Source organism: Catellatospora chokoriensis (assembly GCF_011297315.1).
GTDB lineage: Bacteria > Actinomycetota > Actinomycetes > Mycobacteriales > Micromonosporaceae > Catellatospora > Catellatospora citrea.
Genome location: NZ_JAAOTI010000023.1, coordinates 78620 through 103637, shown reverse-complemented (window position 1 = coordinate 103637; position 25018 = coordinate 78620). Strand labels below are relative to the sequence as shown.

Genomic DNA, 25018 nt, shown 5'->3' with positions numbered 1-25018 from the left:
CTGCCGGGGTTCAGGCCTTCGGCTCGGTCCTGGTCTCCAGCTGGCCGCGCTCACCGGCGAACTTCGCCTGCACGTCGGCGACCTTCTTCTCGAAGTACATGATCGAGCCCAGGCTGCCGCTGTCGGACCACACGCAGATGGCGACCGGCCCGCTGTCCATCTTCAGCGCGGCGCACTTGGCGATGCCGCCCAGCGGGCCCGGCTCGACGTCCACCCACTGCTCGGTGACCGTCGAGCCCTCGGTCATCGACTTGGTGAACTCGTCCAGCGCCTCGGCCGGCTTCGGGTTGAGCATCGCCATGGCGAAGGCCATCGCCATGTTCTTCGTCTTCACGTCGCCGTAGAAGGCCGCGACGGAGGCGGTCGACCCGGGCATCTCCTCGGAGATCTGGGTCTTCAGCTCGGCCGCCGCCTTCACCAGATCGGGCTCGGCGATCTTCTCCCGCCCGCCGAGCTGGGCCGGCTCCTTCACCGTGATCTTCGCGGCCTCGTCCGTCGTCGCCTTGACGTCGCTGAGGAAGTCGCTGAGGAAGAAGTACACCCCGCCGCCACCGCCGCCGCAGAGCACCAGCAGCACCACCAGCGTGATCCACAGGCCCTTGCGGGACTTCCGGTACGGCGGGTCCGGGTCGTGGCGGCGCTTGCTGCGGGGCTCGTGTCCGGCGAACGGATCGTCGTCGACGCTCACGTCGCCCAGGAAGCCGCCCTGCTGCGGGTAGCCGTCCTGGCCGGCCGGACGGCCGTAACCCGCGGGCTGGCCGTAGGGCTGCTGGGGCTGGCCGCCCGGCGCCGGGTAGCCGCCCGGGGCGCCGTAACCGCCCTGGGCGTACCCGCCCTGGTTCCCGTAGCCGCCCTGACCAGCCTGTGTACCGTAGCCACCCTGCTGTGGATATCCACCCTGGCCGTACCCACCCTGCTGTGGATATCCGCTCTGGCCGTACCCACCCTGCTGTGGGTAACCGTCACCATGCTGTGGGTAACCGTCGCCCTGGCGACCGTAGCCCGGCTGTGGATAACCGCCGCCGGCACCCTGTGCGTCCTGCTGCGGATAGCCCCCTGCCTGCGGATATCCACCCTGTGAGGGGTAGCCGGCGCGCCCCTGCGGGGGGTGCCCCCCGGCGTATCCACCGGGTCCGGCGTAGCCGCCGTCCTGTGGATAACCTCCGGCCGGTGGATAACCCGGTTGCTGTGGATAACCGCTGTTCTGCTGGGGATAGCCGTATTGCTGGGGATATGTGCCATTGGTGCCGGAGGTCGGGGCCGATGACGGCTGACGGCCGCGGCCGTCGTCCTCGCCCGGCCGCCGCCACGGGTCCGTCGGGTGGCCCTCCGGCTCGTCGCCGCGCGAACCGTAGTCGGAGTAGGACATCTCATCCCCCCACGTGTGGCGGGCGACACGCTGTCGCCGTCCGCCAGATGGTAGCGGCAGTCGAGAAGTCCTCGGGAACCATACCCATCGAGACTCTTGCGTTCTTGGCGCGGGAATGAAAGTTTTCTTCGGACTGAACATTGCTACTGGAGGAATTCTCATGCGCATGAGACTGATCGCGGCCGCGGCCGCGACAGCGCTGCTCGGCGCGCTGCTGGTGCCCGGCGGCGCGCAGGCCGATCCGCTGTCCGCAGCGCATGCGGGCACGCCGGACGCGACGGAGTGCACGCTCAACCCCGCACAGCCCAAGCGGCAGCTGCGGGCGATGTGGATCGCCAGCGTGGTGAACATCGACTGGCCCAGCGCCCCCGGCAAGGCCGAGGAGGAGCTCAAGGCCGAGTACCGCGGCTGGCTCGACCTCGCCCAGCGGCTGAACCACAACGCCGTCGTGGTGCAGGTCCGGCCCACCGCGGACGCGTTCTGGCCCTCACCCTACGAGCCCTGGTCGGAGTGGCTGACCGGCAAGCGCGACAACGTCGGGCCGGGCTGGGACCCGCTGGCCTTCCTGGTCGCCGAGTCGCACGCCCGCAACCTGGAGTTCCACGCCTGGTTCAACCCCTACCGCGTCTCCATGCCGACCAGCGCCAGCGGCCTGGGCGCGGGCACCGACGTCAACAACCTCGCCCCCGGCCACCCGGCCCGCGAGCACCCGGAGTGGGCGCTCGCCTACCCGGTCAACGCGGCCGGCAGCCGGCTCTACTACAACCCGGGCATCCCGGCGGTACGGCAGTACGTGCAGGACGCGATGATGCACGCGGTCGAGAACTACGACATCGACGGTGTGCACTTCGACGACTACTTCTACCCGTACCCGGCGGCCGGCCAGGACTTCGGTGACCAGGCCACCTTCGAGCAGTACGGGGCCGGCTTCGCCAGCAAGGCGGACTGGCGGCGCAACAACATCGACCTGCTGGTGCACGAGATGAGCCAGCGCATCAAGGCCGCCAAGCCGTGGGTGAAGTTCGGCGTCAGCCCGTTCGGCATCTGGCGCAACAAGGCCGCCGACCCGCTGGGCTCGGAGACCAACGGCACCCAGTCCTACGACGCCAACTTCGCCGACACCCGCAAGTGGGTGAAGGAGGGCTGGCTGGACTACATCGTGCCGCAGATCTACTGGAACATCGGGCTGGCCGTGGCCGACTACGCCAAGCTCGTCCCGTGGTGGTCCGACGTGGTCGCCGGCACGAAGACGCAGCTCTACATCGGCCAGGCCGACTACAAGATCGCCACTGCGGGCCAGCCCGCGGCGTGGTTCGACCCGGCGGAGATGAGCAAGCACCTCACCTTCAACCGCGACTACAACGTCGCGGGCAACGTGCACTTCAGCGCGGTGCAGGTGCGGGCCAACCGGATCGGCGCCACCGACCTGTACGCGGCCGACCACTACAGCAAGCCGGCCCTGGTGCCGACCATGACCCACCTGCCCAGCAAGCCGCTGCTGTTCCCGGTCGTCACCAAGGCCGACCGGAGCGACGCCGGGGTGGCGCTGAAGTGGCAGCCGCTGGCCGACGGGGCCGGCCCCTTCGGCACCGCGGCGTCGTACGCGGTCTACCGGGTCAACGGGCTGCGGATCCTGCCCAGCGCCTGCGACCTGGCCGACGCGACGAACCTGGTCGCCACCACCCGGGGCACGTCGTTCACGGACACCACCGCGGTGCCCGGCCAGCGCTACACCTACTTCGTCACCTCGCTGGACCGGCTCTACAACGAGAGCCTGCCCGGCCCGGCCCGCTTCGTCCCCTGATCCGGGGATGAGCACGCACACCGCGTGCTCATGGAGGGAGGCGCGTCCACCGAGATCCGGTGGGCGCCCCTCCCTCATCCGTTCGCGCCTCAGAAGCGCAGCGCCGGGTCGAGGCCGACCGCGACCCATGCGTCGGTCAGCGACATCAGCCGCTTCCGGTCCTGCGTGACCATGTAGTGGACGCCGCTGGGCTTGTTCACCCTGACGCCGCCCGCGTGCCGGTAGACGGCTTCACCGTCCGGGCCGCGCGTCGGCCCCCGACCCGCCTCCTCGGCGAGCCGCCGCTCCTCGGCGTCCGTGTCGTTCACCGGCGGTCCCCACGGGTCGTAGAACTCTCCCCGGGTCACCAGGATGCGCACCGACGTGGTCTCGTTCCCGACGGTCAGCTGCGCCCGCCAGGTGAAGTTCGTGTTGCGGTAGTCGTGGAACCCGGTGCCCGCCGGGCAGGCCGTGTCGTAGGTCGCGGCGTCGTACGGGACGAGCTCGGCCCCGCCGGTGATGCACCGGTGCATCTGCCGCTGCAGCGTCTCCAGCCCGGTGACGCCGGGCATCTCCCGGGCGATCGCCGCCTTGAGCACCGACTGCAGCCGCGCCGCCGTCTGCTCCTGGGTCTCCGCAGCAGGCGACACCGCGGCCGAGGCGGCCGCTGACGTCACCGCCGGGGTCAGCGGCCCCGGCGCGGGCGTCATCGCGCCGAACAGGCTCAGCGCGGACACGGCCGCCACGGCCGAGAGCGCCAGCCCGCCCGAGGCCACCGCGAGCCGGCGGCCGAGCTGCGCCCGGCGCCCCCGCCCGACCAGTTCGTCGATGTCGATGGCGGTATGCGGGGCGGTCCCCACGTACTCGTCCATGGTGTCGCGGTATTCGTTCATCGCCGTCCCTCTGCAATCGCCTTGGTCGCCAGGCCACGCAGGGTCTCGAGCCCCCGAGCCGACTGGCTCTTCACGGTTCCCGCGGAGATGCCGAGCAGACCCGCGGTCTGCTCGACCGACAGGTCGCAGTAGAAGCGCAGCACCACCACCGCCCGCTGGCGCGGCCCGAGCGACCGCAGCAGCCGGCCGATACCGCTGCGGTCCTCCGGCTCCGCCGGTGCGGTCGCCGTCTCGGGCAGCTCCGCCGCCGGCCGCTCCCGCCGCCACGGCCGACGCCGTTCGTCCAGCCAGGCGTGGGTGAGCATGCCGCGCACGTACGCGTCGAGATTGTCCGCCCGGCGGGCCCGTGACCAGGACCGGTAGAGCTTCAGCAGCACCGTCGACACCAGATCGTCGGCGGCGTGCCAGTCGTGGCACAGCAGGAACGCGATGCGCCGCAGGCTCTCCAGCCGCGCCGCCACGTACTCCCGGTACTCCGGTTCGTCCTCGCGCTTCACGTCGTTCCTTCCCGTCGTCTCCGGGCAGGGGACGTAAGCCGCGTGCAGCGGGGTTGCATGTCCTTGCAGCGCCAGAAAAATCAACACTTCCGAAACATCCGCGCAACGACTACATTCAGCTCCACCGATGCACACCCCGGCATCGGGCCACCGGCTCGTTGTACCCCAGACGAACCCTATTCGCCGAGGTGAAGCCATGTCCCGCCTGCGCCTGCTGCTCGTGCCCGCAGCCGCGATGGTCGCCGTTCTCGCGATCGCATCGCCGGCCGCGGCGGTCACCCCCGCCGAGAAGCTGTCCGTCATGTCGAGCTGGTCGCAGACGAGCGCCAGCAGCTACAACGCGTGGAACAGCGCGCGGCAGAACCAGAGCGCGTGGGCGGCGTACGCGTTCGACTGGAGCACCGACTACTGCTCCACGAGCCCGGACAACCCGCTCGGCTTCGACTTCAAGCTGTCCTGCTACCGGCACGACTTCAACTACCGCAACTACAAGGCGATGGGCCAGTTCTCCGCGAACAAGTCCCGCCTGGACAGCGCGTTCTACGAGGACCTCAAGCGCAAGTGCGCGACGTACAACGCGATCGTGCGGCCCGCCTGCACGAGCCTCGCCTGGACCTACTACCAGGCCGTCAAGGCCTTCGGCAGCGTCGGCGCCGTCAGCCAGGCCGACATCGCCAAGGCGCAGAAGATGAAGGACGACGCGCTGCGCGCCGCCGCAGCCCAGCACAACTGACGCCCGCCCCCGCGGTTCCTGCGCAGGCTTCCCGATCCGTCTCCGGGAAGGCTGCGCAGGACTGCGTCCGGGCCCGGCGCGGGTTCAGGAGCCGCTGGGCAGCTCGGCGAAGCGGCTGGAGTCCAGCGCGAGATCCGGGTGTTCGACCGCCAGCGCCAGCGATGCCGTCTCGCCCAGCGACAGCGCGGCTCCGCGGGCGTACGCCTCGTCGAAGACCGCGTCCCCGAGCGCGGCACGGGCCGCCTCCTGCTGCGCCGTCCAGAACGAGGCGAAGATGCCGGGCCCGCAGTGCAGCCGCACGGTCGTCGACTCGGCCGCCCCGAACAGCGTCGCCGCCGTCATCGCGTCCCCGCCCTGCACGCACCGCGCCGCCATCGCCTTGACGGCCACGCAGGCCCGCCCGTGGAAGCCGTACGCCATGCGCGAGCGCAGCGCCACGGTCAGGTGCTCGTGCGCGGCCACCAGGTCACCGCGGCGCAGCGCCACCATGCCCAGCAGCAGGTCCAGGGTGCGCCGCCCACGCTCGGCGGGGCGCAGCTGCTCCAGCTGGCGGGAGGCGGCCAGCAGCGTGGCGGCCTCGTCCAGCGCGCCGCGCAGCCACAGCAGCTCGGCCAGATTGCACACCGCGAACAGCGCGTCCGGCGCGACCTCGTAGCGGGTCGCCCAGGCGAGCACCTCCCGGCAGGCCTGCTCGGCGTCGTCGGGCTTGCCCGCGTCGCGCAGCGCGCCCGAGCGACCGGCCAGCACCCGCGCCAGCAGGCCAGGATCGCCGGCCCGGCGGCCCGCGGACTCGGCGCGGCGGCTGAACCGCAGCTCCTCGACGAACTCGCCGTCGACGGCGGCGTGACCCGAATGCGCGTGGTAGGCGCGGGCCAGCTCGGCGTCGGGCACCACCTCGCCGGTCTCCGACAGGCGCGCGTACAGCCGGAACAACCACAGCCGGCCCTCCCGGGCCAGTCCCCGCTCGCGCCACCACTGGTCCAGACCGCAGGAGATCTGCAGCCCGGAGCGGGCGCTGCCGCCCGTGCCGCACCAGCGCAGCGCGGCCCTCAGCTCGGCGGCGAGCGGGTCGATCGAGTACAGCGACAGGGTCACCGGCTGGTCGTCCGGCCCGCGCCCGACCGCCTGCAGCGCGCGCAGCGCCCAGGCCACGTGCCGGTCCCGGGCGGCCGCCTCCTCGCCGTGCGCGGCCAGCCGCCGGGCGGCGTACCCCCGGATCGGATCGAGCATCCGGTAGGTGGTGCCGTGTGCGCCCGGTTCGGCCTGCACCAGCGACTTGTCCACCAGCACGGTCAGCGGGCCCAGCGGGTCGCCGTCCATCAGCCACTCCACCCCGGCCAGGCTGACCGGCCCGGCGAAGACCGACAGCCAGCGCAGCAGCCGCGCCGCGTCGTCCGGCAGGGTGCGGTAGGACCAGGTCACCGTGGCCTGCATGGTGGCGTGCCGGGCGTGCGCACCCGAATGCGGCCCACCCGCGTCCAGCGCCCGCAGCGGGTCGCTCTCCTCCGCGGTCAGCTCGGCGTGCAGCCGGGCCGCCAGCTCGCCGCCGGACAGCACCCGCAGCCGGGCCGCGGCCAGCTCGATGGCCAGCGGCAGCCCGTCCAGCCGGGCCGCCACCCGGGCCAGGTCGGCGAGTTCGGCCGGTTCGACCGGGCGGCCGCCGCGCGCCGCCGAGGTGCGTTCGGCCAGCAGCGTCACCGCGTCGCTGACGCCGCCGCCCGCGTGGGGCGCCAGCGACAGCGGGGGGATGCGCCAGACCAGCTCGCCCGCGATGCCCAGCGGCTCCCGGCTGGTCGCCAGCACGGTCACCTCGGGCGCCCCCGCCAGCAGCCGGGCGACCAGCGGTGCGACAGCGCCCACCTGCGCCTCGCAGGTGTCCAGCAGCAGCATCAGGCGGCGGGTCGAGGCGTGCTCGACCAGTGTCTCGACGACCGGGCGGCCCGGCTCGGGGCGCAGCCCGAGCATCGTGGCTACGGTGAAGGCCAGCAGGCCCGGATCGGTGACACCGGCGATGTCGACGTTCCAGATACCGTCCGGATAGGACTCGATGAGGTCGTGCGCGACGGCCACGGCCAGCCGCGACTTGCCCGCGCCGCCCGCACCCACCACGGTCGTCAACCGGTGCGCCGACAGCAGCTCGGCCAGCTCGGCCCGTTCCGGGTGGCGGCCCACGAACGAGGTCAGCGGGCTGGGCAGGTTGTGCGGCGCGGTGCGATCGGTGCGCGGCCGCGGGAAGTGCTGCTCCAGTTCGGGCGCCACCAGCTGGAAGAGTCGCTCGCGGCCGTCGAAGCCGCGCAGCCGGTGCAGCCCGAGGTCCAGCAGCCAGGCCTGGTCCGGCAACTGGCAGGCGGCTTCGGCGGTCGACGCGGAGAGCAGGATCTGCCCGCCGTGCGCGGCCGCGGCGACCCGGGCCGCGCGGTGCACCTCGGGGCTGGCGTACTCACCGCCGTGCGGCTGTGCGAGTCCAGTGTGGAGGCCCATCCGGACCTTGGGCTGTGCCTGCGGATCCGGCCACTGGTGCGCCTCGAGTGCGCGCTGCGCGCCGGCGCAGGCCTCGACCGCGGTCGAGGCGTCGGCGAAGGCGAAGAAGTAGGAGTCGCCCTCGGTGAACAGTTCCACGCCACCGGCCGCCGCCAGCACGGCACGGAGCACCCGCCGGTGCTCGTGGAGCACCGGCCGGTAGCCGTCGCCGAGCATCTGGGCAAGTCGGGTCGAGCCCTCGATGTCGGTGAACAGGAACGTCACCTGCCCACGCGGCAGGTGTATACGCTGCGGCACGCGCGGATAACCTCCGCCCCCCTGGAAGTCGCGGTTCATGCTGCCGTACCCCCACTTGCCCAGGACATCGTAAGAACGGGTTGATCGAGCCAGCCGAGGTGTCACCACCCGCGGCGATGAAGGCGATCAGTGCCGTGTGGAGCTGCCAACCGTCGTAACGACGACACCGCAGGGCGGATGTGGGCCGTCAGGTCACAACCGGATCATCCGAGCCGCCTCGACGGACAGCCCGTGCGCACGACAATGCGGCGCGGGCGAGGCATACTCGACCCGTGCGGGACGGGGAAGACATCACGGAAGCGGCGGCGCGGGCGACGAAGCCGGCCGCCGACGACGCTGCCGGTGCGCCGGTCGCGCAGGACGCGGAAACCGTTGCCGCGACAGCGGCCGACGCCGACGGCGACGCTGCGACGACCACGGGATACGGTGCCTTGCCGAAAACCGCCGTCGCGCCGGGCGAGGCCGCGGCCACGATCTCGGTCGGGGCGGCGATGGTGCGGCTGCGTTCGGCGGCCATGGACGCGGGCCGCGTGGTCTGGCGGCAGTCGCGCCGCCCGGTCGGCCGGCTCACCACGACCGGCGTCACGATCGTCATGCTGGTCGCCGCGACCGGCGCATCCGGCGCGCTGCTGATCCCGGCGCTGGCCGGCGCGAAGGCCGCGCCCGCGCCGACGCCGTCGGTGTCGAGCCAGGCGCCCGCCACCGCGGAGCCGAGCCCCACCTTCGCCCCGCCGACCTCCTCGCCCACCGCCACCGCCACCCCCGTGGCGCGGCCCGCCGCGGCGTTCCACCGCTGGGCGGAGGCCACCTCGCCCAAGGTGAGCGTGCCGGTGACGGCCCTGGAGGCGTATGCGTACGCCGAATGGGTGGTGACCTCGACGCGCCCGTCGTGCAAGCTGCGGTGGACCACCCTCGCCGCGATCGGCAAGATCGAGTCTGATCACGGCCGCACGAAGGGCGCGAAGCTCGGCGACGACGCCAAGGCGCTGCCGCCGATCCTCGGGCCCGCCCTGGACGGCACCAAGAACACCAAGAAGATCACCGACACCGACGCCGGCACGCTCGACTTCGACAAGAAATGGGACCATGCGGTCGGCCCCATGCAGTTCATCCCGGCGACGTGGGTGACCTACGCGGTGGACGCCGACAACGACCAGCTCGCCGACCCGCACGACCTCGACGACTCGGCCCTGACGGCGGCGTACTACCTGTGCGCGCCGGGCAAGGATCTGACCGTCGTGGCCAACTGGAAGTCGGTGGTGCTGTCGTACAACAACGTAGGGGTGTACCTGCAGAAGGTGTACGACACCGCGCAGGCGTACGGTCGTAGCAGTCAGTCCTGATCAACCGGACGTCTCGCCCACATCAGCGAAACGGCCCATAACACTACCGTCCGCCACTGCCTTCATCGTCGATCGCCACTCAGAGTAATGGTTTGCATACGATGACAGGTGGGACCCTTCCGTTTCGGGGGCGCAGTGTGCAAGCTGGACAAGTGAAGGTGCGCGAATGGGATCCCCGTACCGCCGCCGCCACTGAGATCACCTCTCTGGTCGCTCTCCTCAACGAGGTTTCCGCGGTCGACCTACCTGATGATCCGCTGTGGCAAGACGGCAGGATGCGCGACTACCTGGCGGTCACCATGCCCGGTGAACGCAAGATGATGTGGCTGGTCGAGGAGAACGAGGGGGACGCCGCGCGGGGGGTGGCGCCGCTGGGCGCCGGGAGCATCATCCTGCTCGGCGACATCGGCGTCGTCGAGATCCTGGTCCACCCCAAGGCACGCCGCCAGAACATCGGCCGGGCGCTGCTCACCGAGCAGGTGCGGGTGGCGCTGCGCAAGGGCTTCAGCACGCTGGGCGTCGAGGTGGCCGGCGGCACCACCGCCGTCGACTTCTACCAGGCGTACGGCTTCACCCTGGCGTTCACCGAGATCCGCAGCGTGCTGCGGCTCGACACGGTCGACTGGTTCTCCCTCGGCGACCTGGCCGCGGGCATCGGCGCCGGCTACCAGATCGAGTTCTACGCCGACGGCCCCCCGGAGCACCTGATCACGCCGTACGCGGCTGCCAAGGCCGAGGTGCGCGACGACTACGACCTGGGCGATCTGGAGCTGCGCCCGAGCTCCTACGAGCCGGAGCGGCTGCTGGCCAGCCTGCACACGCTGGCCGCCCGAGGGCTGCAGCTCTACGTCGTGGTCGCCATCCAGGAGAAGACGGGCGAGGTCGCCGGCCTCACCGAGGTCGTCGTGCCGGCACAGCGCCCCGGCCGCGCGGACCAGTACGACACCGTGGTCGTGCCCCGCCACCGCGGCTACGGCGTCGGTCGCGCGATCAAGGCCCGGATGCTGTTCGAGCTGCGCTCGGCGGAGCCCAACCTGACCGAGGTGCAGACCTGGAACGCCGCGGTCAACGAACCCCTCATCAAGGTCAACCAGGAGCTCGGCTTCGTCGCCGACCGCCAGTGGCTGGAATACGAGGGCGACGTCGTGGAACTGGCCGCCAACCTCGGCATAAGCTGACCCGATGCCACGCTACGACTTCCGCTGCCGCGCCTGCGGCGACACGTTCGAGGTGAACCGGCCGATGGCGGCCGCGGGCGACCCCGCACCCTGCCCGGCCGGTCACGACGACACCGTGAAGCTGCTGACCACCGTGGGCCTGTCCGGCCGCGGCGACGCCATCCCCGCCCCGTCCGGCGGCGGTGGCGGCGGATGCTGCGGCGGCGGCTGCTGCAGCTGACCCCTCGCCGACTGCGTTCACCTCATCCGCGCTCTGCCGGCTCAGGTATACCTCCTGACTGCATTTGCTCTGCACCCAATTGCTTGCTCTGCACCCCAATACGCAACGGGAGCGGGTGGCCCGAGCGGGCGGCATCTGTTGCGCCGGTGGGTGCAGAGCAAGGCTTTGGGTGCAGAGCAAATGCATTTCGGGGGTATGCCTGGGCTGGGAGGACAGGGCGGCGCCGGGCGGCGGGTTGTCCACAGGCTCGGTGGTTGTCCACAGGTTCACGGGTCGCCGGTTGCCAAGGACGGGTCTGGCCGTGAGGCTGACGGGTATGCCGCGTCCTCGCAGAGAGAGCCTGCCGGGCACACCATTCCCCGTCGTGGGATTGATCCGGGCCGCCCGCCGCCGCGCCGATCTGAGCCAGCGCGAGCTGGCCAAGGGTGCGGGGCTGCACGCGTCCACCGTGGGACGCATCGAGGCCGGCGAGCTGTGGCCGAGCCTCGTCGCCTTCGCGAAGCTGATGGGGGCGGCGGCGCACTATCTCACCGTCGTCGACGATGACGGGCACGTGCTGATGCCGATGATGGACCGGCCCGACCTGCGTGACGGCGCGGAGCGCCGCTACCCCTCGCACCTGGATCTGGTGCTCGACCCGAGGCCGGGCGAGTGGTGGGCCGACCAGTACGGGCTGGCCCGGCCGCCGGAGACGTTCCTCCGGGACCGGGCACATCGCGACGCGCAGCGGCGGCGCAGCCAGTGGGAGGTCCGGGTGAAGAAGTACCGCAACGACCCGGAGCCGCCGGAGGTCTACTACTAGAAGTCGGCGCGGAGCTGGCGGGCGGCGTCGACGGCCCAGTAGGTCAGGATCAGCTGGGCGCCGGCGCGGCGGATGGAGTGCAGAGTCTCCATCATGACGCGGTCGCGGTCGATCCAGCCGTTGGCGGCGGCCGCCTCGACCATCGCGTACTCGCCGCTGACCTGGTAGGCCGCGACGGGCACGTCGACCATGCCGCGGACCGCGGAGATCACGTCGAGGTACGCCAGAGCCGGCTTGACCATGACGATGTCGGCACCCTCGGCGACGTCGAGGGCGACCTCGCGCAGCGACTCCCGCAGGTTCGCCGGGTCCTGCTGGTAGGTGCGCCGGTCGCCGTCCAGCGAGGACTCGACCGCGTCACGGAAGGGGCCGTAGAAGGCGGAGGCGTACTTGGCCGCGTACGCCAGGATCGTGGTGTCGCGGTAGCCGGCCTCGTCCAGCGCCCGGCGGACCACGGCGACCTGGCCGTCCATCATCCCGGACGGGCCGACCACGTGCACGCCGGCCGCGGCCTGGGCCACCGCCATGCGGGCGTACGCCGCCAGGGTCGCGTCGTTGTCCACGGAGCCGTCGGGGCGCACCAGGCCGCAGTGGCCGTGCGAGGTGAACTCGTCCAGGCACAGGTCGCTCATCACCACGACGCTGTCGCCGACCTCGGCGACCACGTCACGGATCGCCACGTTGAGGATGCCGTTCGGGTCGATGCCGCCGGAGCCGACGGCGTCCTTCTCGGCCGGGATGCCGAAGAGCATGACCCCGCCGATGCCGGCCTGGGCCGCCTCGGCGACCGCCTTGCGCAGCGACTCCCGCGAGTGCTGGAGCACGCCGGGCATCGACTCCACGGCACGGGGCTCGGCGATGCCCTCCTTCACGAACAGCGGCAGGATCAGCTCGGCCGGGTGCAGCCGGGTCTCGCTGACCATCCGCCGCATCGCCGCGGTGGTGCGCAGCCGTCGCGGCCGCACGTTCGGGAAGGACATCACGCACTCCCTGGGTTTGAATCGGCACGTCCTCGCAGATCAACGAGGCAACGCGTCCGTGAGGACGTGCCGGATCAGTCGTCCTAGCGGAACCGCAGCGCGGTCGGGCCCTGGACCTTCGAGCCGCGGCGCTGCTTGGCGGGCATCGCGGCGAGCCGCTCGCGCAGCTCGACGGCGTACATGGCGAGCGCCTCGACCAGGTCGGGGACGGACGCGTGCTCGGGCTGCACGTCGACGCGCAGGCCGAACTCGAGCGCGGTCTCGGCCGTCTTCGGGCCGATCACCGACACGACGGTGCGCTGGTGCGGCTTGCCGGCGATGCCGACGAGGTTACGCACCGTGGAGCTCGACGTGAACAGGACCGCGTCGAAACCACCCGACTTGATGGCGTTGCGGATCTCCTCCGGCGGCGGCGCGGCGCGCACGGTCCGGTAGGCGGTGACGTCGTCGACCTCCCAGCCGCGCTCGGTGAGCCCGGCGGCGAGCGTCTCGGTCGCGATGTCGGCGCGGGGCAGCAGCACCCGGCCCACCGGGTCGAAGATCTCGTCGTACGGCGCGAACTCGGCGAGCAGGCCCTCGCTGGACTGGTCGCCCGCGGGCACCAGCTCCGGCTGGATGCCGAACGCGCGAACCGCCTCGGCGGTCGACTCGCCGATGCAGGCGATCTTGACACCGCCGAAGTGGCGGGCGTCGAGGCCGTGCTCGGCGAACTTCTCCCACACCGCGCGCACGGCATTGGCGCTGGTGAAGATGACCCACGCGTACCGGCCGTCGACCAGGCCCTTGATCGCCCGCTCCATCTGGGCCGGGGTCCGGGGCGGCTCGACCGCGATCGTCGGCACCTCGCACGGGATGGCGCCGTACGCCCGCAGCCGCGCGCTCATCACGCCCGCCTGCTCCTTGGTACGCGGCACCAGCACGCGCCAGCCGTACAGCGGCCGCCGCTCCCACCAGCCGAGCTTGTCCAGGTTCTGCACGCCGCCGCCGACGGTCACCACGACCCGGCCGGAGAAGCCCAGCGCGGCGGCGACGAAGCTGTCCACCGACGAGGTGGTCGTGTACTGCGTGTCCCCGGTGCCGTCACCGGTGATCGCCACCGGCTGGGTGCCGTCGACGCCCGCGGCCAGCAGGCCGTCGCGCACCGAGGCGAGGTCGCCGGCGTCCACGGCCAGCGCGACCGAGCCGTGCCGCACCGCGGCGGCCAGCCCGTCGAAGTCGAGCGTAGTCACGTCGTCGACGTCGGCCGCGGTGCGTACGCCGGTCAGCGGCACGCCCGCGTAGGTCGCCACACCGGCGGCTTGGGGCACGCCGGGCACGACGGCGAAGCGCACGTTGGTCCGGGCGACCGCCTGGACCTCCTTGACCACCGCGTCGTGGCCGAACGGGTCACCGGTGACCAGGTGCACCGCATTGCGGCCGGAGCGCGCCTCGGACAGCAGCACCTTGGCCACGTCCCCGGGCACCCCCTCGGCGGGGCTGTATTCGGTCAGGTCGCCGGTCTCGGCGCGCAGCGTGTCGAGCAGCGCGTCGGGCACGCTGCGGTCGTACACGATGTGGTCGGCTTCGAGCAGCGTGTCGTACGCGCGGCGGGTGAGCAGTCCCGGGTCGCCGGGTCCAGCCCCGACGAACGCGACGTGCCCGGCGGGCTTACGGGTGCGGGTCATTCTGCACTCCCAAGTACATTCTCGGCACCGTCTTCGAGCAGGTCGGCAGCCAGCAGGCGGCCTACCTTCTCGGCGTCGGCGAGCGTTCCGGTACGCGACAGTCGGAGGGCGAACCGCCCGTCCACGCTGATCACCGCACCGCGCAGGTAGATCTCGTCGTCTTCGGTTGTCTCGGCCAGCGCGGCGACGGGTGCGCTGCACCCTGCCTCCAGCGCGGCCAGCAGCGCCCGTTCGGCGGTGACCGCCGCACGGGTCGCCCGGTGGTCGAGAGCCGCGAGGGCCTCGACCAGGTCGGCATCTGCGGACCGGCACTCGACGGCCAGCGCGCCCTGGGCGGGCGCGGGCAGCATCAGCATCGGGTCCAGGATCTCGGTGACCTCACCGGCGCGGCCCAGCCGGGCCAGGCCGGCACGGGCCAGCACGACCGCGTCCAGCTCGCCTTCGGCGACCTTGCGCAGCCGGGTGTCGACGTTGCCGCGGATCGGCACGGTGGTCACGGGCAGGCCCAGCGCGTTGATCTGCGCGATGCGGCGCAGCGCGCCGGTGCCGATGACGGCCCCGGCGGGCAGCTCGGCCAGGGTCAGCCCGTCCCGGGCGATCAGGGCGTCACGCGGGTCGGCCCGCTCGGGCACAGCCGCGATGGACAGGCCGTCGGCGGGCGCGGTGGGCAGGTCCTTGTACGAGTGCACCGCGAAGTCGATCTCTTTCGCGGAGAGCGCGTCCCGCAGCGCGGACACGAACACGCCGACGCCGAGCTGCTGGACGGGCGCGGACGAGCGGTCGCCCGCCGTCGCGATCTCCACGAGCTCGACCCGCATGCCGGTCGCCGCGGTCACCATGTCCGCCACGGTCTGCGACTGCGCCATGGCGAGGGCGCTGCCTCTCGTACCGAGGCGGAGCACGCCTGTGCTGGTCATCAGGCACCCCCCTTCAAATCTGGCACATCGGCCACCGTGGTGTGGTCCGGTGATCCGGGGATCACCGACAGGTCGAACAGGTCGCGCAGCAGGCTGGCGTACGCCTCGCCGCCGGGTTCGGCGGCCAGCTGGCGCACCCGCACGGTGGGCTGGTGCAGCAGCCGCTGCACGATCCGGTGCACGGTGTGCGCCACGTCGGCACGCTGGTCGTCGGTCAGGTCGGCGCGGCGCTGGGCGAGCCGGCGCAGCTCGGCGCTGACCACGTCCTCGGCGCGCGCCCGCAGCGCGGCGACCGTCGGCGCCACCTCGGCGCCGCGCAGCCAGCTCGCGTACGTGTCGACCTCGCCCGCGACGATCTCCTCCACGGCCGCGACCTCGCGGTCCGCAGACGAACGGGGACAGACCGGGGCGCCGGACGTGGCGGGATCCAGCACGGTGCCCAGGCGCGCGACGTCGACGAGCCGCACTCCGGGAAGCTCGGCGACAGCCGGCTCGACGTCGCGCGGCATCGCCAGATCGATGATAGTCAGGATCTTGTCGGACCCGGTGCGCGCCGCACCGACGTTCTCGGAAGTGAGCACGTGGCCGGTCGACGCGGTCGCGGTGATCACGACATCGGCCTCGGCCAGCAGCTCGGGCAGGCGCTCGATCGGGGCGGCAATGGCGCCGTACGCGTCGGCCAGCCGCTGCGCCCGCTCGATCCCGCGGTTGACCACGGTGACCGTGCCCGCGCCACGGCGGGTCAGCTCGGCGACGGCCAGCGCGCCCATCGCCCCGGCGCCCACCACCAGCCAGCGGTGGCAGTCCGCGGAGTTGGCCACGGCGTGGTCCAGCGCGGCGCTGACCATGCTGCGCGGCGCGTGGTCGATGCCGGTCTCGGCGTGCGCCCGCTTGCCGACCCGCAGCGCCTGCTGCAGCAGCTCGTGCAGCACCTTGCCGGCCGCGTCGGCCTCGGTGGCCTGCTGGTACGCCTCGCGGAGCTGACCGAGGATCTGCGCCTCACCGGCGACCATCGAGTCGAGCCCGGCGGCGACCCGGAAGACGTGGCGCACCGCGTCCTGCCCGTGGTGCACGTACAGGGTGGTCGCGAGCTGCTCGGCGGGCACGCCCGACAGCTCGGACAGCACCTCGCCGAGGTGGCTCAGCCCGGCGTGGAACGCGGGCACGGCCGCGTAGACCTCGACCCGGTTGCAGGTGGAGACGACGACCGCCTCGGTCAGCTCGCCGCCGGACAGCAGCCGGGGCAGCGCCTGCGGGCCCTCGACCAGGGACAGCTTCTCCAGCAGCTCCACCGGCGCGGTCCGGTACGACGCGCCCACCACGATGAGGTTCACGCGGCCACCTCTCCCAGCGTGGCGGCGGGGCTGCCGTTCACGGCCCCGCGGGCCACCGCCTTGGCCAGTTCGGCCCCGCGGGCCACTGCCTTTGCCTGCTCGGCCCCGCGGGCCGATTTGCGATGCTCGTGGAACGAGAGGATCTGCAGCTCGACAGCGAGATCCACCTTGCGGACGTCGACCTGCTCCGGGAGGTTGAGCACCACCGGGGCGAAGTTCAGGATGCTGGTGACCCCGGCGGCGACCAGCTGGTCGGCGACGGCCTGGGCGGCTCCGGCGGGGGTGGCAAGCACGGCGATGGAGATCGCCTCGGACTTGACCACCTCGGGGATGTCGCCGATGTGCCGCACGGCGATGCCGTTGATCAGCTCGCCGACCCGGGTGAGGTCCGCGTCGAACAGCGCCGCGATGCGGAAGCCGCGGCTGGCGAACCCGGCGTAGCCGGCCAGCGCGTGGCCGAGGTTACCGACGCCGACCAGGGCGACCGCGCGGCGCTTGTTCAGGCCGAGGATGTACTCGATCTGACCGACCAGGGGCTCGATGTCGTAGCCGACACCGCGGGTGCCGTACGAGCCCAGGTGGGACAGGTCCTTGCGGAGCTTGGCGGAGTTGACGCCCGCGGCGAGGGCCAGGCCCTCGCTGGAGACCGTGTCGTGGCCCGTCTCTGCGAGGTGATGCAGGGCACGCAGATACTCGGGCAGGCGGGCCACCGTCGCCTCGGGCAGATCCGGGAAATCCGGCTGGCTACCTAGAACTGCAGAGGGCGTGACCGCGCCGACACGGCCGGTGATCCCGGCTTCGTGACCGGTGCGCTGCTGACTCATGAGACTCCGTGCCGAACAAGGCTTAGACCCCAGATCACATGGCCGAACGGCTCTGTGCTAGCGGGGAACGTCGAGGTAACAGACTAAGCGCTTGTGAACAGGTGCACAAATCGCGATCTTGAAAGCGCGCCCATCCGGGATCGCGAATCGGCCAGAATGCCCCCGCGGCATGTGTGCCCCCACTCTGGCCGAACCCCATGCCACCCGTCACGGAGAGTCGCCGGAAAGGCGGTTCGCGACGGGCGTCCGGATGGGCGCTGCTCCGCGATTATGTCGCAACCATGACAACAGCTCCCAAAACACGCCCACTTGATTCGGCGCTAACCAGAGCAAAAGCCACTATTCGCTCAAACCGCTTACCGGTGCCGACGGCTCCCGGCTTCCAGAGACGAACGTCACGCCGCGAGCGCGACGGCCTCCAGCAACGTGTCCGCGACCGGCACGCCGTACGCGCGCAGCTTGGCCGGGTCGGTGAAACCGCCCGTGTAGAGCACGCAACGCGCGCCCACGGAGGCGGCCGCGTCGGCGTCGTCGATCGAGTCGCCGATCAGCACCACGTCGGCGCCCTCCAGGCGCAGCTCCGCCAGGTGCCGCTTCAGGTGGCCGGCCTTGTGCGCCTGCTCGCCGCCCAGCCGCTCGCGCAGCCCGTCCACCCGGATGAAGTGCGACGTCAGCTGGTATCGGGTGACGGTCGGCACCAGCTCGTCGTGGAACCACATGGACAGCAGCGACTGCGTGCCGGTCCAGCCGCGCAGCGCGTCCAGCGCGCCCGCGGCCAGCGCCAGTTCGGCCAGGCCGGTGCGGTAGGCGTCGTGGAACACCCGGTCCAGCTCGGCGAACTCGGCCTCGGTGACCGGGCGGCCCAGCACGGAGCCGTAGTACTCACTGATCGGGCGGCGGAAGTCGCGGCGGTGCTCGTCGGCGGTCACCTTGATCGACAAGCCGGGCGCGGCCACCTCGAACGCGACGTTGGTCGCGTTCACGACCAGGTGCAGGTCGTCGACGAGGGTGCCGTTCCAGTCCCAGACGATGTGCTTCGCGCCGCGCTTCATCGCGCCAGATTACCCGTGCCGCCCCTGCTCAGGGTGCCCGGTCCGGCCGTGGCGCGAGCCTCAGGAAGCCTTGGCGAGGTCGCGGCGCAGGCGCTGCTCCTCGACCCGCCAGTAGCCGTGCTCCCGGCCATCGAGCATGATCACCGGGATGCGGTCGCCGTACTCGGCCTCCAGCTCCCGGTCCCCGGAGATGTCGATCTCTTCGAACGGCTCGCCGATGCGCGCCAGCACCGCCACCGCGTCCTCGCACAGGTGGCAGCCGGACCGGGTGTAGAGAGTCAGTCGGGTCACGGCCCCATTCTCCCCAAGGAGTCCGTCGACATGCGGAGCGGACTCCGCATGTCTTCCGGACTCCGCATGTCGATGTCACAGCAGGCCTTTGCGCACCTTGCCGATGACGGAGTAGGGCAGCGTGTCGGCGAACTCGATCTCGCTCGGGCACTTGAACCGGGCCAGGTTGCGCGCGCAGTGCGCGGCCAGCTCGGCGGCGGTGACCTCGGCCCGCGGCGCGGGCACCACCACCGCGCGCACCTGCTGGCCGGTCATCGGGTGCGGCGCGCCCAGCACGGCCGCCTGGGCCACGCCCGGGTGCGCCAGCAGCACCTGCTCCACCTCGGCCGGATACACGTTGAAGCCGCTCACCAGGATCAGCTCGCCGAGCCGGTCGACCAGGAACAGGTCGCCGTCGCCGTCGGCGTACGCCACGTCGCGGGTCGGCCACCAGCCCTCGGCGTCCGGGCCGCCCCGGCCGTCGGGCCAGTAACCGGCGAACAGGTTCTCCCCGCGGACCACGATCTCGCCCGGGTCGGTGCCCGGCGAGTCCGGCACGTCGAGGTCGAGATCGTCTTCGTCGTCCGCGCCGAGCGGCTCGCCGCCGCGCCACACGTCCTCCCCGGCTCGGTTGACCAGGCGCAGCTCGACCCCGGGCAGCGGGCGGCCGATGGCACCCGGCTTGGCCGACGGAGCGGCGACGGTGGAGGCCAGCACCGGCGCGGTCTCGGTGAGCCCGTAGCCGACCTGCACGGTGTGCCCGGTCAGCGCGGTGAACCGGGCCGCCGCGGCCGGCTCCAGCGCCGCCGCGCCGCACACCGCCAGCCGCACCGAGCGCAGCCGCTCGCCGATGTCCGGCACCGCGCTCCAGGCCAGGAACATCGGCGGCACGCCGACCAGCACGCTCACCCGGTGCTCGGCGATCAGCGCGGCGGAGCCGGCGGGGTCGAAGTCGGCCAGCAACACGCCCGCCGCGCCGTGGAACAGCACCGAGCCGAGGCCGGTGTTGAGGCCGTACGCGTGGAACAGCGGCAGCGCCAGCAGCACCGTGTCGTCCGGGCCGACCAGCGGCGGCTCGACGGCGGCCAGCTGCCGGTGGTTGGCCAGCAGCGCCGCGTGCGGCAGCATCGCGCCCTTGGGCACGCCCTCGGTGCCCGAGGTGTAGAGCAGCAGTGCGAGCCCGTCACCGGCGTCCTCGGCGGGCGCGGCGCCCTCGGCGGCCGGCAGCACGGTCAGCGGGTGCGGCACGGCGTCGGCGACCCCGGCCAGCAGCTCCTGCGGGGCGACCAGCACCTGTGCCCCGCTGTCGGCCAGCACGTGGCGCAGCTCGCGGGGGGTGAACCCGGGATTGCAGGGCACCGCGACCAGGCCCGCGCGCAGCACGGCCAGCAGGGTGACGGTGAAGTCGAGGTCGTTGCGCAGGGCGATCGCGACACGCGCGGGAAAACCGGCCGAGTCGGGCAGTGCCAGCGCGTGCAGGCCGCGCGCCGCGGCGTCGACCCGGGCGTCCCAATCCGCCCAGGTCAGGGTGTCCTCGTCCGCGCGCAGCGCGATCCGGTCCGGTGTCGCGGCGGCGTGCTGGCGCAGCAGTGTGGCGAGGTTCACGGTGGCTGAGTTTTCCACAGCCCGGCCCGCGAGCCCACCCCCCGCGTTCACCGCCCTGACACGACGCCGACACGGCGCCGACTGTCACGGGGACGACAAGGGCATCACCCGCCCGGGTGAGCCGCGTCGAAACTTTCGGTCAGTACTCCCACCAGCGCACAAAGTGTGCGACGACACCTACGGGTGCCGGTGCAACATTTCGGTCCGGCGTGTAACTGACTCCACACCGCTGGGTGAGTTGGGGCCTTTATAGTCCTCAGGGTCGGCTCACCCTTTTTGCCATGAGTCGACACCCCTCAGCCTGAGGAGGCCTTTGTGCCGTTTATCGCACCGAACGAGTACCTCATGGGTGTTCAGCGGCTTATGGTGGAGATTGCCCGGTATGCCGGGGGGCGCGTGCGTCCTCCGCAGCACCGGGACGGATCGGTCTGGGGGCACGCGGAGGTGGCGGGATGAGTTCTCTGTTGTTCGGCGATGAGCTGGTCACCAGCGAAGTGGCGGCGGCCCGCCGGGCCCTGGTCGACGGCCTGACGCTGCTCCGTACTTCGCTCAACGAAATGCTGGCCACGGCGGTACGAGGCGACGGCGGGACGCAGCGGATCCGCACTCGGCAGACCAACGACGCCACGGCCCGGCACCAGCCACCCGGCACCAAGCCGGTGGGTGGGCGGGTCAACGGGCGCAGCGCCCCGACCCAGGCCAGCGGCTCCGCCGTGGAGGCCGGCGAGACCCAGGTGCTGCCCACCGTCGAGGAGGGCGGCACCGGCGGCACCGGCTATCCCGACCGGCCCGATCCCAGCGACGCCGCACACGAGGTGTGGACCCTGGTCGAGCGGGCCCAGCAGGGCGACTCCGAGGCGTTCGGGCTCATCTACGACCGGTACGTCGACACGGTGTTCCGGTTCATCTACTTCCGGGTCGGCAACCGGCCGCTGGCCGAGGACCTGACCTCGGACACGTTCCTGCGCGCGCTCAAGCGCATCAGCAGCTTCACCTGGCAGGGCCGCGACCTGGGCGCGTGGCTGGTCACCATCGCCCGCAACCTGGTCGCCGACCACTTCAAGTCCGGGCGGTACCGGCTGGAGGTCACCACAGGCGACGTCCTGGACGCCGACCGGGAGGACCGGGGCCCCGAGGGCAGCCCCGAGACGGCGGTGGTGGACCACATCACGAACGTGGCGCTGCTGACCGCGGTCAAGCAGCTCAACCCCGAGCAGCAGGAGTGCATCGTGCTGCGGTTCCTCCAGGGCTTCTCGGTCGCGGAGACCGCGCAGGCGATGGGCAAGAACGAGGGCGCCATCAAGGCCCTCCAGTACCGCGCCGTCCGCGCGCTCGCCCGCCTGTTGCCCGAGGGGTTCCAACCGTGAATGTGACTCACATCACCATGGGTGCCCCGTCACCCTTGGCGGCCGTAACTGATCGTGCCCTGATCCCGTTTGACCGGGTGCGAGCGGCATTCTCAGCGTTCGCCGTAACCATCACCGCGATCAGCGAAGGGGGGTGCCCGCGGTGAACAACATTTCCCTGTTCGATCGTGGGCGTGCCGAGCGCTTCGCCCAGTTGCTCGACGAGGCCAACGGCGGCCGCCGTCACCACACCCGGTCCCGCCTCGACGGCCAGCTCACCGAGCTGGTCACCGTCGGTCAGCAGCTGCGCACCGTGGCCCTGCCCGGCGTGCCCGAGGCGACGTTCAAACGAGACCTGCGCGCTCAGCTGATCGCCACCGCGGAACGCGAGGGCATCGGCGTCACCGCTCGGCCCGAGGTCGAGGACCAGCGCGCGAGCGCACCGTGGTCGGCCCGCAGGCCCGGCCGGGTCCGCGCCCGTGGGGCGATCGTCATCGGCATCGCCGCGGGCACGCTGGCACTGTCCGGCGTGTCGGTGGCCAGCGGTGAGGCGATCCCCGGCGACGCCCTCTACGGCGTCAAGCGGCAGACCGAGAAGGCCCAGCTCGCGCTGGCCGGCTCGGACCTGTCCCGCGGCCGGCTCTACCTGGAGTTCGCCCGCACCCGCCTGTCGGAGGCGCACGCCGTGCGCACCGACGCCACCGGGTTCGGGGCCGCGCTCACGGACATGGACAGCGACACCACGCAGGGCATCCGGATGCTGATCACGTCCGCGATGGCGCGGCGTGACACGTCCGCCCTGGACGCGGTGGACCGCTTCGTCGCCGACCAGCGCATGCTCGTCGGGCAGCTGCTCGACGGCAGCACCGACCGGGAGAAGGTCACCGGTTCGCTGTCACTGCTGGACCGGATCGAGAAGCGCTCCGCGGCGGTCCGCACGGCGCTGGCCTGCGGCGCGGGTTCGACCGGCAGCGACCGGTTCGGCTCCGTGCCCGGTGCCTGCGCCAACGCGGCCAGCCAGCCGTCGCGGCCGGAGCAGCAGCAGACGCAGCCGGCGCAGACCAAGGAGAACGCCAAGCCCGGCAGCGAGACAAGCCCGGCCGCCCCGCAGGCGTCGGTCGCGCCGAGCGCCTCGGCCTCGCCCGCGGCCACCGAGGGCGAGCCGGAGCAGACGCAGGACACCGGCCTGCTCGACGAGCTGGGCCGGATCCTCGGCGGCCTGCTCGGCTAGCTCGCACAGACGGATCACAGGGGCGCGGCGGCCGGCAACGGCGTCGCGCCCCTACTGTGTGCGGCGGTCTGCGACGCATACGCTCTAGCCGTCCGGAACGCGGACTCACCGGCACCCCGGTGCACCGCGTTCCCCGCAGAAGGAGGGCCCCGATGGCACGTCGTCGCAGTCCGGCGCAGCCGATCGCCGCCGTCGGCGCGGCCCTGCCGCCGATGCCGCCGTCCGTCGTGCCGATGCCGCTGGCCGAGCCGGCCGCACCGGCCGCCGACCGCACCGGGGCCGCGTTCTTCGACGTCGACAACACGATGATGCAGGGCGCCTCGCTCTACTACTTCGCCCGCGGCCTCGCCTCACGGCGCTACTTCACCACCATCGACCTGGCCAAGTTCGCCATCAGCCAGGCCCGGTTCCGGCTGCTGGCCGCCGAGCACTCCGGCGACATCGCGCAGGCCCGCGAGGCGGCGCTCGCCTTCATCGAGGGCTGGAAGGTCGACGACGTGCAGCGGCTCAGCGAGGAGATCTTCGACGAGCTGATGGCCGACCGGATCTGGTCCGGCACCCGCGCGCTCGCCGACCAGCACCTCGCCGCGGGCCAGCGGGTGTGGCTGGTCACCGCCGCGCCCGTGGAGCTGGGCCGGGTCATCGCCGCGCGGCTCGGCCTCACCGGCGCGCTGGGCACGGTCGCCGAGATCCGCGACGGGGCGTACACGGGCCGCCTGGTCGGCGAGATGATGCACGGGCCGGCCAAGGCGCACGCCATCGAGGCGCTGGCCGCCGCGGAGGGCCTGGACCTGACCCGGTGCACCGCGTACAGCGACTCGATCAACGACGTGCCGATGCTGACCAGCGTCGGCCGCGCGGTCGCCGTCAACCCCGACAGCGCGCTGCGCCGGATGGCCCGTGCCCAGGGCTGGGACATCCGCGACTTCCGCTCCGGGCGCAAGGCCGCCAAGGTCGCGGTGCCCGTCGCGCTGGGCGCGGGCGTGCTGGCCGGCGCGGTCGCGGGCGGCATGGCGCTGAGCCGGCGCCGGAAGAAGACGTGACCCTGTCCGCACCACGCGGCACCGCGCCGCCAACCGAAGACCCGGTGCCGCCCGGACGGCACCGGCATCCGGGCACCCTGCCGGTGACCCGTGCCGCGGCGCTGCTCCTGGCGCTGGGCGCGGCGGGCTTCATGCTCGCGCTGAGCCCGCAGCGGCCCGCCCCGCCGCGCTCGGCCGAACCCGCGCTCACCGAGGCGTACGCGGGCGCCACCGTGCGGGACACCCCCGGCATGCTGGCCGACGGGTCCGCGTACAGCCCGCTCTACTTCGTCAGCGCGACCGCGTCCGTCGGCACCGCGCTGTCCCCCGGCGGCGACGACCTGCGCCTGCTGCTGCGCGACGGCGGCGAGGAGCGCGAGCTGCGCCGGATGCCCAAGGACCGCGCGGCCGAGTTCGCCGGGTTCACCAGCGACGGCACGATCCTGGCCTGGGTGGAGCTGAGCGGCGACGCCGGCGGCGCGGGCCGCACCGGCATCTGGGCCGCCCGGCTGGACGGCGGCGCGCCGCGGCTGGTCACCGCCGACACCGGCGCCGTGCTGCTCTTCGACAAGCAGGGCGACCTGTCCCTGCACGACGGGCAGCTGAGCTGGATGGCCGACGCCGGCAAGCCCGGCTACTCCGCGATCCGCACGGTGCCGCTGGCGGGCGGCAGGCCCGTCGTGCGCGAGCTGGCCGGCGGGTACGCCATCAGCGCCTGGCCGTGGCTGGTCAGCGAGGCGGTGGCGGACGCGGGCGCGATCGAGCTGAACAACCCGCAGACGGAAGAACGGATCGTGGTCGGCGTGCAGCCCGGCGAGCTGATGACCTGCTCGGCCACCTGGTGCCGGTCACTGATCATCGGCAGCACCGAGGCGTCCACGGTCATCGAGCTGGTGCGCCCCGACGGCTCCGAGCGCCTGCGCACGGCGACCGGCGCGGTCTCGTCGGCGATCACGGACGTCGCGGTGCTGGACCGGTTCGAGGTGTACACGCGGACCACCCAGGGCCTGACCACCACCCGCGTCCAGCTCTACGACCTGAAGACCCGCAGCCCCGCCCTGGTCACCGCGAACGCGGGCCGGGTCGCCTGCCGTGGCGGCGTGCTCTGGTGGTCCACCGGCGACAACGAGACCCTGCGCTGGCACGCCCTGGACCTGCGTGAGCTGTAGCGCGGCGG

General features: G+C 72.3%; 21 protein-coding genes and 1 pseudogene. 10 read left to right on the top strand and 12 right to left on the bottom strand.

The window, feature by feature from the left end:
* Nucleotides 1-10: 10 nt before the first annotated feature.
* Nucleotides 11-1369 carry a hypothetical protein gene (locus HAV39_RS29700; protein ID WP_191842472.1) on the bottom strand — a complete coding sequence of 453 codons (1359 nt, stop codon included), beginning with the start codon at nt 1367-1369 and terminating at the stop codon, nt 11-13.
* A gap of 160 nt (nt 1370-1529) precedes the next feature.
* Here HAV39_RS29700 and HAV39_RS29695 point away from each other — a divergent pair, with 160 nt between their 5' ends.
* The gene (locus HAV39_RS29695) at nt 1530-3173 is read left to right on the top strand and encodes a glycoside hydrolase family 10-like protein (protein ID WP_191842471.1); all 1644 of its coding nucleotides are present in this window, start codon (nt 1530-1532) and stop codon (nt 3171-3173) included.
* 89 nt (nt 3174-3262) lie between these two features.
* Here HAV39_RS29695 and HAV39_RS29690 read toward each other — a convergent pair whose 3' ends face one another.
* Nucleotides 3263-4045, bottom strand: coding sequence for a hypothetical protein (locus HAV39_RS29690; RefSeq protein WP_191842470.1), 783 nt, complete (start codon nt 4043-4045; stop codon nt 3263-3265).
* Nucleotides 4042-4542 carry a SigE family RNA polymerase sigma factor gene (locus HAV39_RS29685; RefSeq protein WP_239120569.1) on the bottom strand — a complete coding sequence of 167 codons (501 nt, stop codon included), beginning with the start codon at nt 4540-4542 and terminating at the stop codon, nt 4042-4044. The genes HAV39_RS29690 and HAV39_RS29685 overlap by 4 nt, the downstream gene beginning before the upstream one ends.
* Nucleotides 4543-4738: 196 nt before the next feature.
* Here HAV39_RS29685 and HAV39_RS29680 point away from each other — a divergent pair, with 196 nt between their 5' ends.
* The gene (locus tag HAV39_RS29680; RefSeq protein WP_191842468.1) at nt 4739-5275 is read left to right on the top strand and encodes a phospholipase; all 537 of its coding nucleotides are present in this window, start codon (nt 4739-4741) and stop codon (nt 5273-5275) included.
* Between the two features lie 84 nt (nt 5276-5359).
* Here the strand turns inward: HAV39_RS29680 and HAV39_RS29675 are convergent, their stop codons facing one another.
* Nucleotides 5360-8053, bottom strand: coding sequence for an ATP-binding protein (locus tag HAV39_RS29675; protein ID WP_191842467.1), 2694 nt, complete (start codon nt 8051-8053; stop codon nt 5360-5362).
* Nucleotides 8054-8325: 272 nt separating this feature from the next.
* On the opposite strand from HAV39_RS29675, the gene HAV39_RS29670 reads away from it, so the two are divergent.
* The 4 genes from HAV39_RS29670 to HAV39_RS29655 all read left to right on the top strand — a co-directional run bounded on the left by HAV39_RS29670 (nt 8326) and on the right by HAV39_RS29655 (nt 11596).
* A complete protein-coding gene (locus HAV39_RS29670) occupies nt 8326-9396 on the top strand; it encodes a lytic transglycosylase domain-containing protein (RefSeq protein ID WP_191842466.1) in 1071 nt (356 codons plus the stop codon).
* Between the two features lie 101 nt (nt 9397-9497).
* Entirely contained in the window at nt 9498-10574 is a 1077-nt protein-coding gene (locus tag HAV39_RS29665; protein WP_120317251.1) for a GNAT family N-acetyltransferase, read from the top strand.
* 4 nt (nt 10575-10578) lie between these two features.
* Nucleotides 10579-10794, top strand: coding sequence for an FmdB family zinc ribbon protein (locus HAV39_RS29660; protein ID WP_191842465.1), 216 nt, complete (start codon nt 10579-10581; stop codon nt 10792-10794).
* A 364-nt stretch (nt 10795-11158) separates the two neighbouring features.
* Nucleotides 11159-11596, top strand: coding sequence for a helix-turn-helix domain-containing protein (locus HAV39_RS29655; RefSeq protein WP_239120568.1), 438 nt, complete (start codon nt 11159-11161; stop codon nt 11594-11596).
* Here HAV39_RS29655 and hemB read toward each other — a convergent pair.
* The 8 genes from hemB to HAV39_RS29615 all read right to left on the bottom strand — a co-directional run bounded on the left by hemB (nt 11593) and on the right by HAV39_RS29615 (nt 20242).
* Complete coding sequence (hemB, locus tag HAV39_RS29650) at nt 11593-12576, bottom strand: porphobilinogen synthase (protein WP_191842463.1); 984 nt, start codon at nt 12574-12576, stop codon at nt 11593-11595. The genes HAV39_RS29655 and hemB overlap by 4 nt on opposite strands.
* Nucleotides 12577-12659: 83 nt before the next feature.
* A complete protein-coding gene (locus tag HAV39_RS29645; RefSeq protein WP_120317254.1) occupies nt 12660-14240 on the bottom strand; it encodes a bifunctional uroporphyrinogen-III C-methyltransferase/uroporphyrinogen-III synthase in 1581 nt (526 codons plus the stop codon).
* On the bottom strand, nt 14237-15157 hold the full coding sequence (gene hemC, locus HAV39_RS29640) for a hydroxymethylbilane synthase (RefSeq protein ID WP_191842462.1): 921 nt from the start codon (nt 15155-15157) through the stop codon (nt 14237-14239). The genes HAV39_RS29645 and hemC overlap by 4 nt, the downstream gene beginning before the upstream one ends.
* The gene (locus tag HAV39_RS29635; protein ID WP_191842461.1) at nt 15157-16491 is read right to left on the bottom strand and encodes a glutamyl-tRNA reductase; all 1335 of its coding nucleotides are present in this window, start codon (nt 16489-16491) and stop codon (nt 15157-15159) included. The genes hemC and HAV39_RS29635 overlap by 1 nt, the downstream gene beginning before the upstream one ends.
* Nucleotides 16488-17315 (bottom strand): redox-sensing transcriptional repressor Rex, encoded by an 828-nt coding sequence (locus HAV39_RS29630; RefSeq protein ID WP_191842460.1) that lies wholly within the window; start codon nt 17313-17315, stop codon nt 16488-16490. Before HAV39_RS29630 ends, HAV39_RS29635 begins: the two co-directional genes overlap by 4 nt.
* Nucleotides 17316-17710: 395 nt before the next feature.
* Complete coding sequence (locus HAV39_RS29625; protein ID WP_191842459.1) at nt 17711-18367, bottom strand: HAD family hydrolase; 657 nt, start codon at nt 18365-18367, stop codon at nt 17711-17713.
* A 60-nt stretch (nt 18368-18427) separates the two neighbouring features.
* Nucleotides 18428-18658: a glutaredoxin family protein gene (locus tag HAV39_RS29620; RefSeq protein WP_191842458.1), complete on the bottom strand. Its 231-nt coding sequence runs from the start codon at nt 18656-18658 to the stop codon at nt 18428-18430.
* Nucleotides 18659-18733: 75 nt separating this feature from the next.
* The gene (locus HAV39_RS29615) at nt 18734-20242 is read right to left on the bottom strand and encodes a class I adenylate-forming enzyme family protein (protein ID WP_191842457.1); all 1509 of its coding nucleotides are present in this window, start codon (nt 20240-20242) and stop codon (nt 18734-18736) included.
* Between the two features lie 557 nt (nt 20243-20799).
* On the opposite strand from HAV39_RS29615, the gene HAV39_RS29610 reads away from it, so the two are divergent.
* The 4 genes and pseudogenes from HAV39_RS29610 (at nt 20800) to HAV39_RS29595 (ending at nt 25010) form a co-directional block, all read left to right on the top strand.
* Entirely contained in the window at nt 20800-21609 is an 810-nt protein-coding gene (locus HAV39_RS29610) for an ECF subfamily RNA polymerase sigma factor, BldN family (protein ID WP_373311753.1), read from the top strand.
* 133 nt (nt 21610-21742) lie between these two features.
* Nucleotides 21743-22591, top strand: a pseudogene (locus HAV39_RS29605) (DUF5667 domain-containing protein); the annotation flags it as partial.
* 440 nt (nt 22592-23031) lie between these two features.
* Entirely contained in the window at nt 23032-23862 is an 831-nt protein-coding gene (locus tag HAV39_RS29600; protein WP_191842522.1) for an HAD family hydrolase, read from the top strand.
* On the top strand, nt 23859-25010 hold the full coding sequence (locus HAV39_RS29595; protein ID WP_191842455.1) for a TolB-like translocation protein: 1152 nt from the start codon (nt 23859-23861) through the stop codon (nt 25008-25010). The genes HAV39_RS29600 and HAV39_RS29595 overlap by 4 nt, the downstream gene beginning before the upstream one ends.
* Nucleotides 25011-25018 lie beyond the last annotated feature (8 nt).

What these genes read in the sequence shown, in the direction of transcription:
- HAV39_RS29700 (WP_191842472.1), bottom strand. Translation starts at nt 1,369, where the DNA reads ATGTCCTACTCCGACTACGGTTCGCGCGGCGACGAGCCGGAGGGCCAC.
- HAV39_RS29695 (WP_191842471.1), top strand. Translation starts at nt 1,530, where the DNA reads ATGCGCATGAGACTGATCGCGGCCGCGGCCGCGACAGCGCTGCTCGGC.
- HAV39_RS29690 (WP_191842470.1), bottom strand. Translation starts at nt 4,045, where the DNA reads ATGAACGAATACCGCGACACCATGGACGAGTACGTGGGGACCGCCCCG.
- HAV39_RS29680 (WP_191842468.1), top strand. Translation starts at nt 4,739, where the DNA reads ATGTCCCGCCTGCGCCTGCTGCTCGTGCCCGCAGCCGCGATGGTCGCC.
- HAV39_RS29665 (WP_120317251.1), top strand. Translation starts at nt 9,498, where the DNA reads ATGACAGGTGGGACCCTTCCGTTTCGGGGGCGCAGTGTGCAAGCTGGA.
- HAV39_RS29660 (WP_191842465.1), top strand. Translation starts at nt 10,579, where the DNA reads ATGCCACGCTACGACTTCCGCTGCCGCGCCTGCGGCGACACGTTCGAG.
- hemB (WP_191842463.1), bottom strand. Translation starts at nt 12,576, where the DNA reads ATGTCCTTCCCGAACGTGCGGCCGCGACGGCTGCGCACCACCGCGGCG.
- HAV39_RS29645 (WP_120317254.1), bottom strand. Translation starts at nt 14,240, where the DNA reads ATGACCCGCACCCGTAAGCCCGCCGGGCACGTCGCGTTCGTCGGGGCT.
- hemC (WP_191842462.1), bottom strand. Translation starts at nt 15,157, where the DNA reads ATGACCAGCACAGGCGTGCTCCGCCTCGGTACGAGAGGCAGCGCCCTC.
- HAV39_RS29630 (WP_191842460.1), bottom strand. Translation starts at nt 17,315, where the DNA reads ATGAGTCAGCAGCGCACCGGTCACGAAGCCGGGATCACCGGCCGTGTC.
- HAV39_RS29625 (WP_191842459.1), bottom strand. Translation starts at nt 18,367, where the DNA reads ATGAAGCGCGGCGCGAAGCACATCGTCTGGGACTGGAACGGCACCCTC.
- HAV39_RS29610 (WP_373311753.1), top strand. Translation starts at nt 20,800, where the DNA reads ATGCTGGCCACGGCGGTACGAGGCGACGGCGGGACGCAGCGGATCCGC.
- HAV39_RS29600 (WP_191842522.1), top strand. Translation starts at nt 23,032, where the DNA reads ATGCCGCCGTCCGTCGTGCCGATGCCGCTGGCCGAGCCGGCCGCACCG.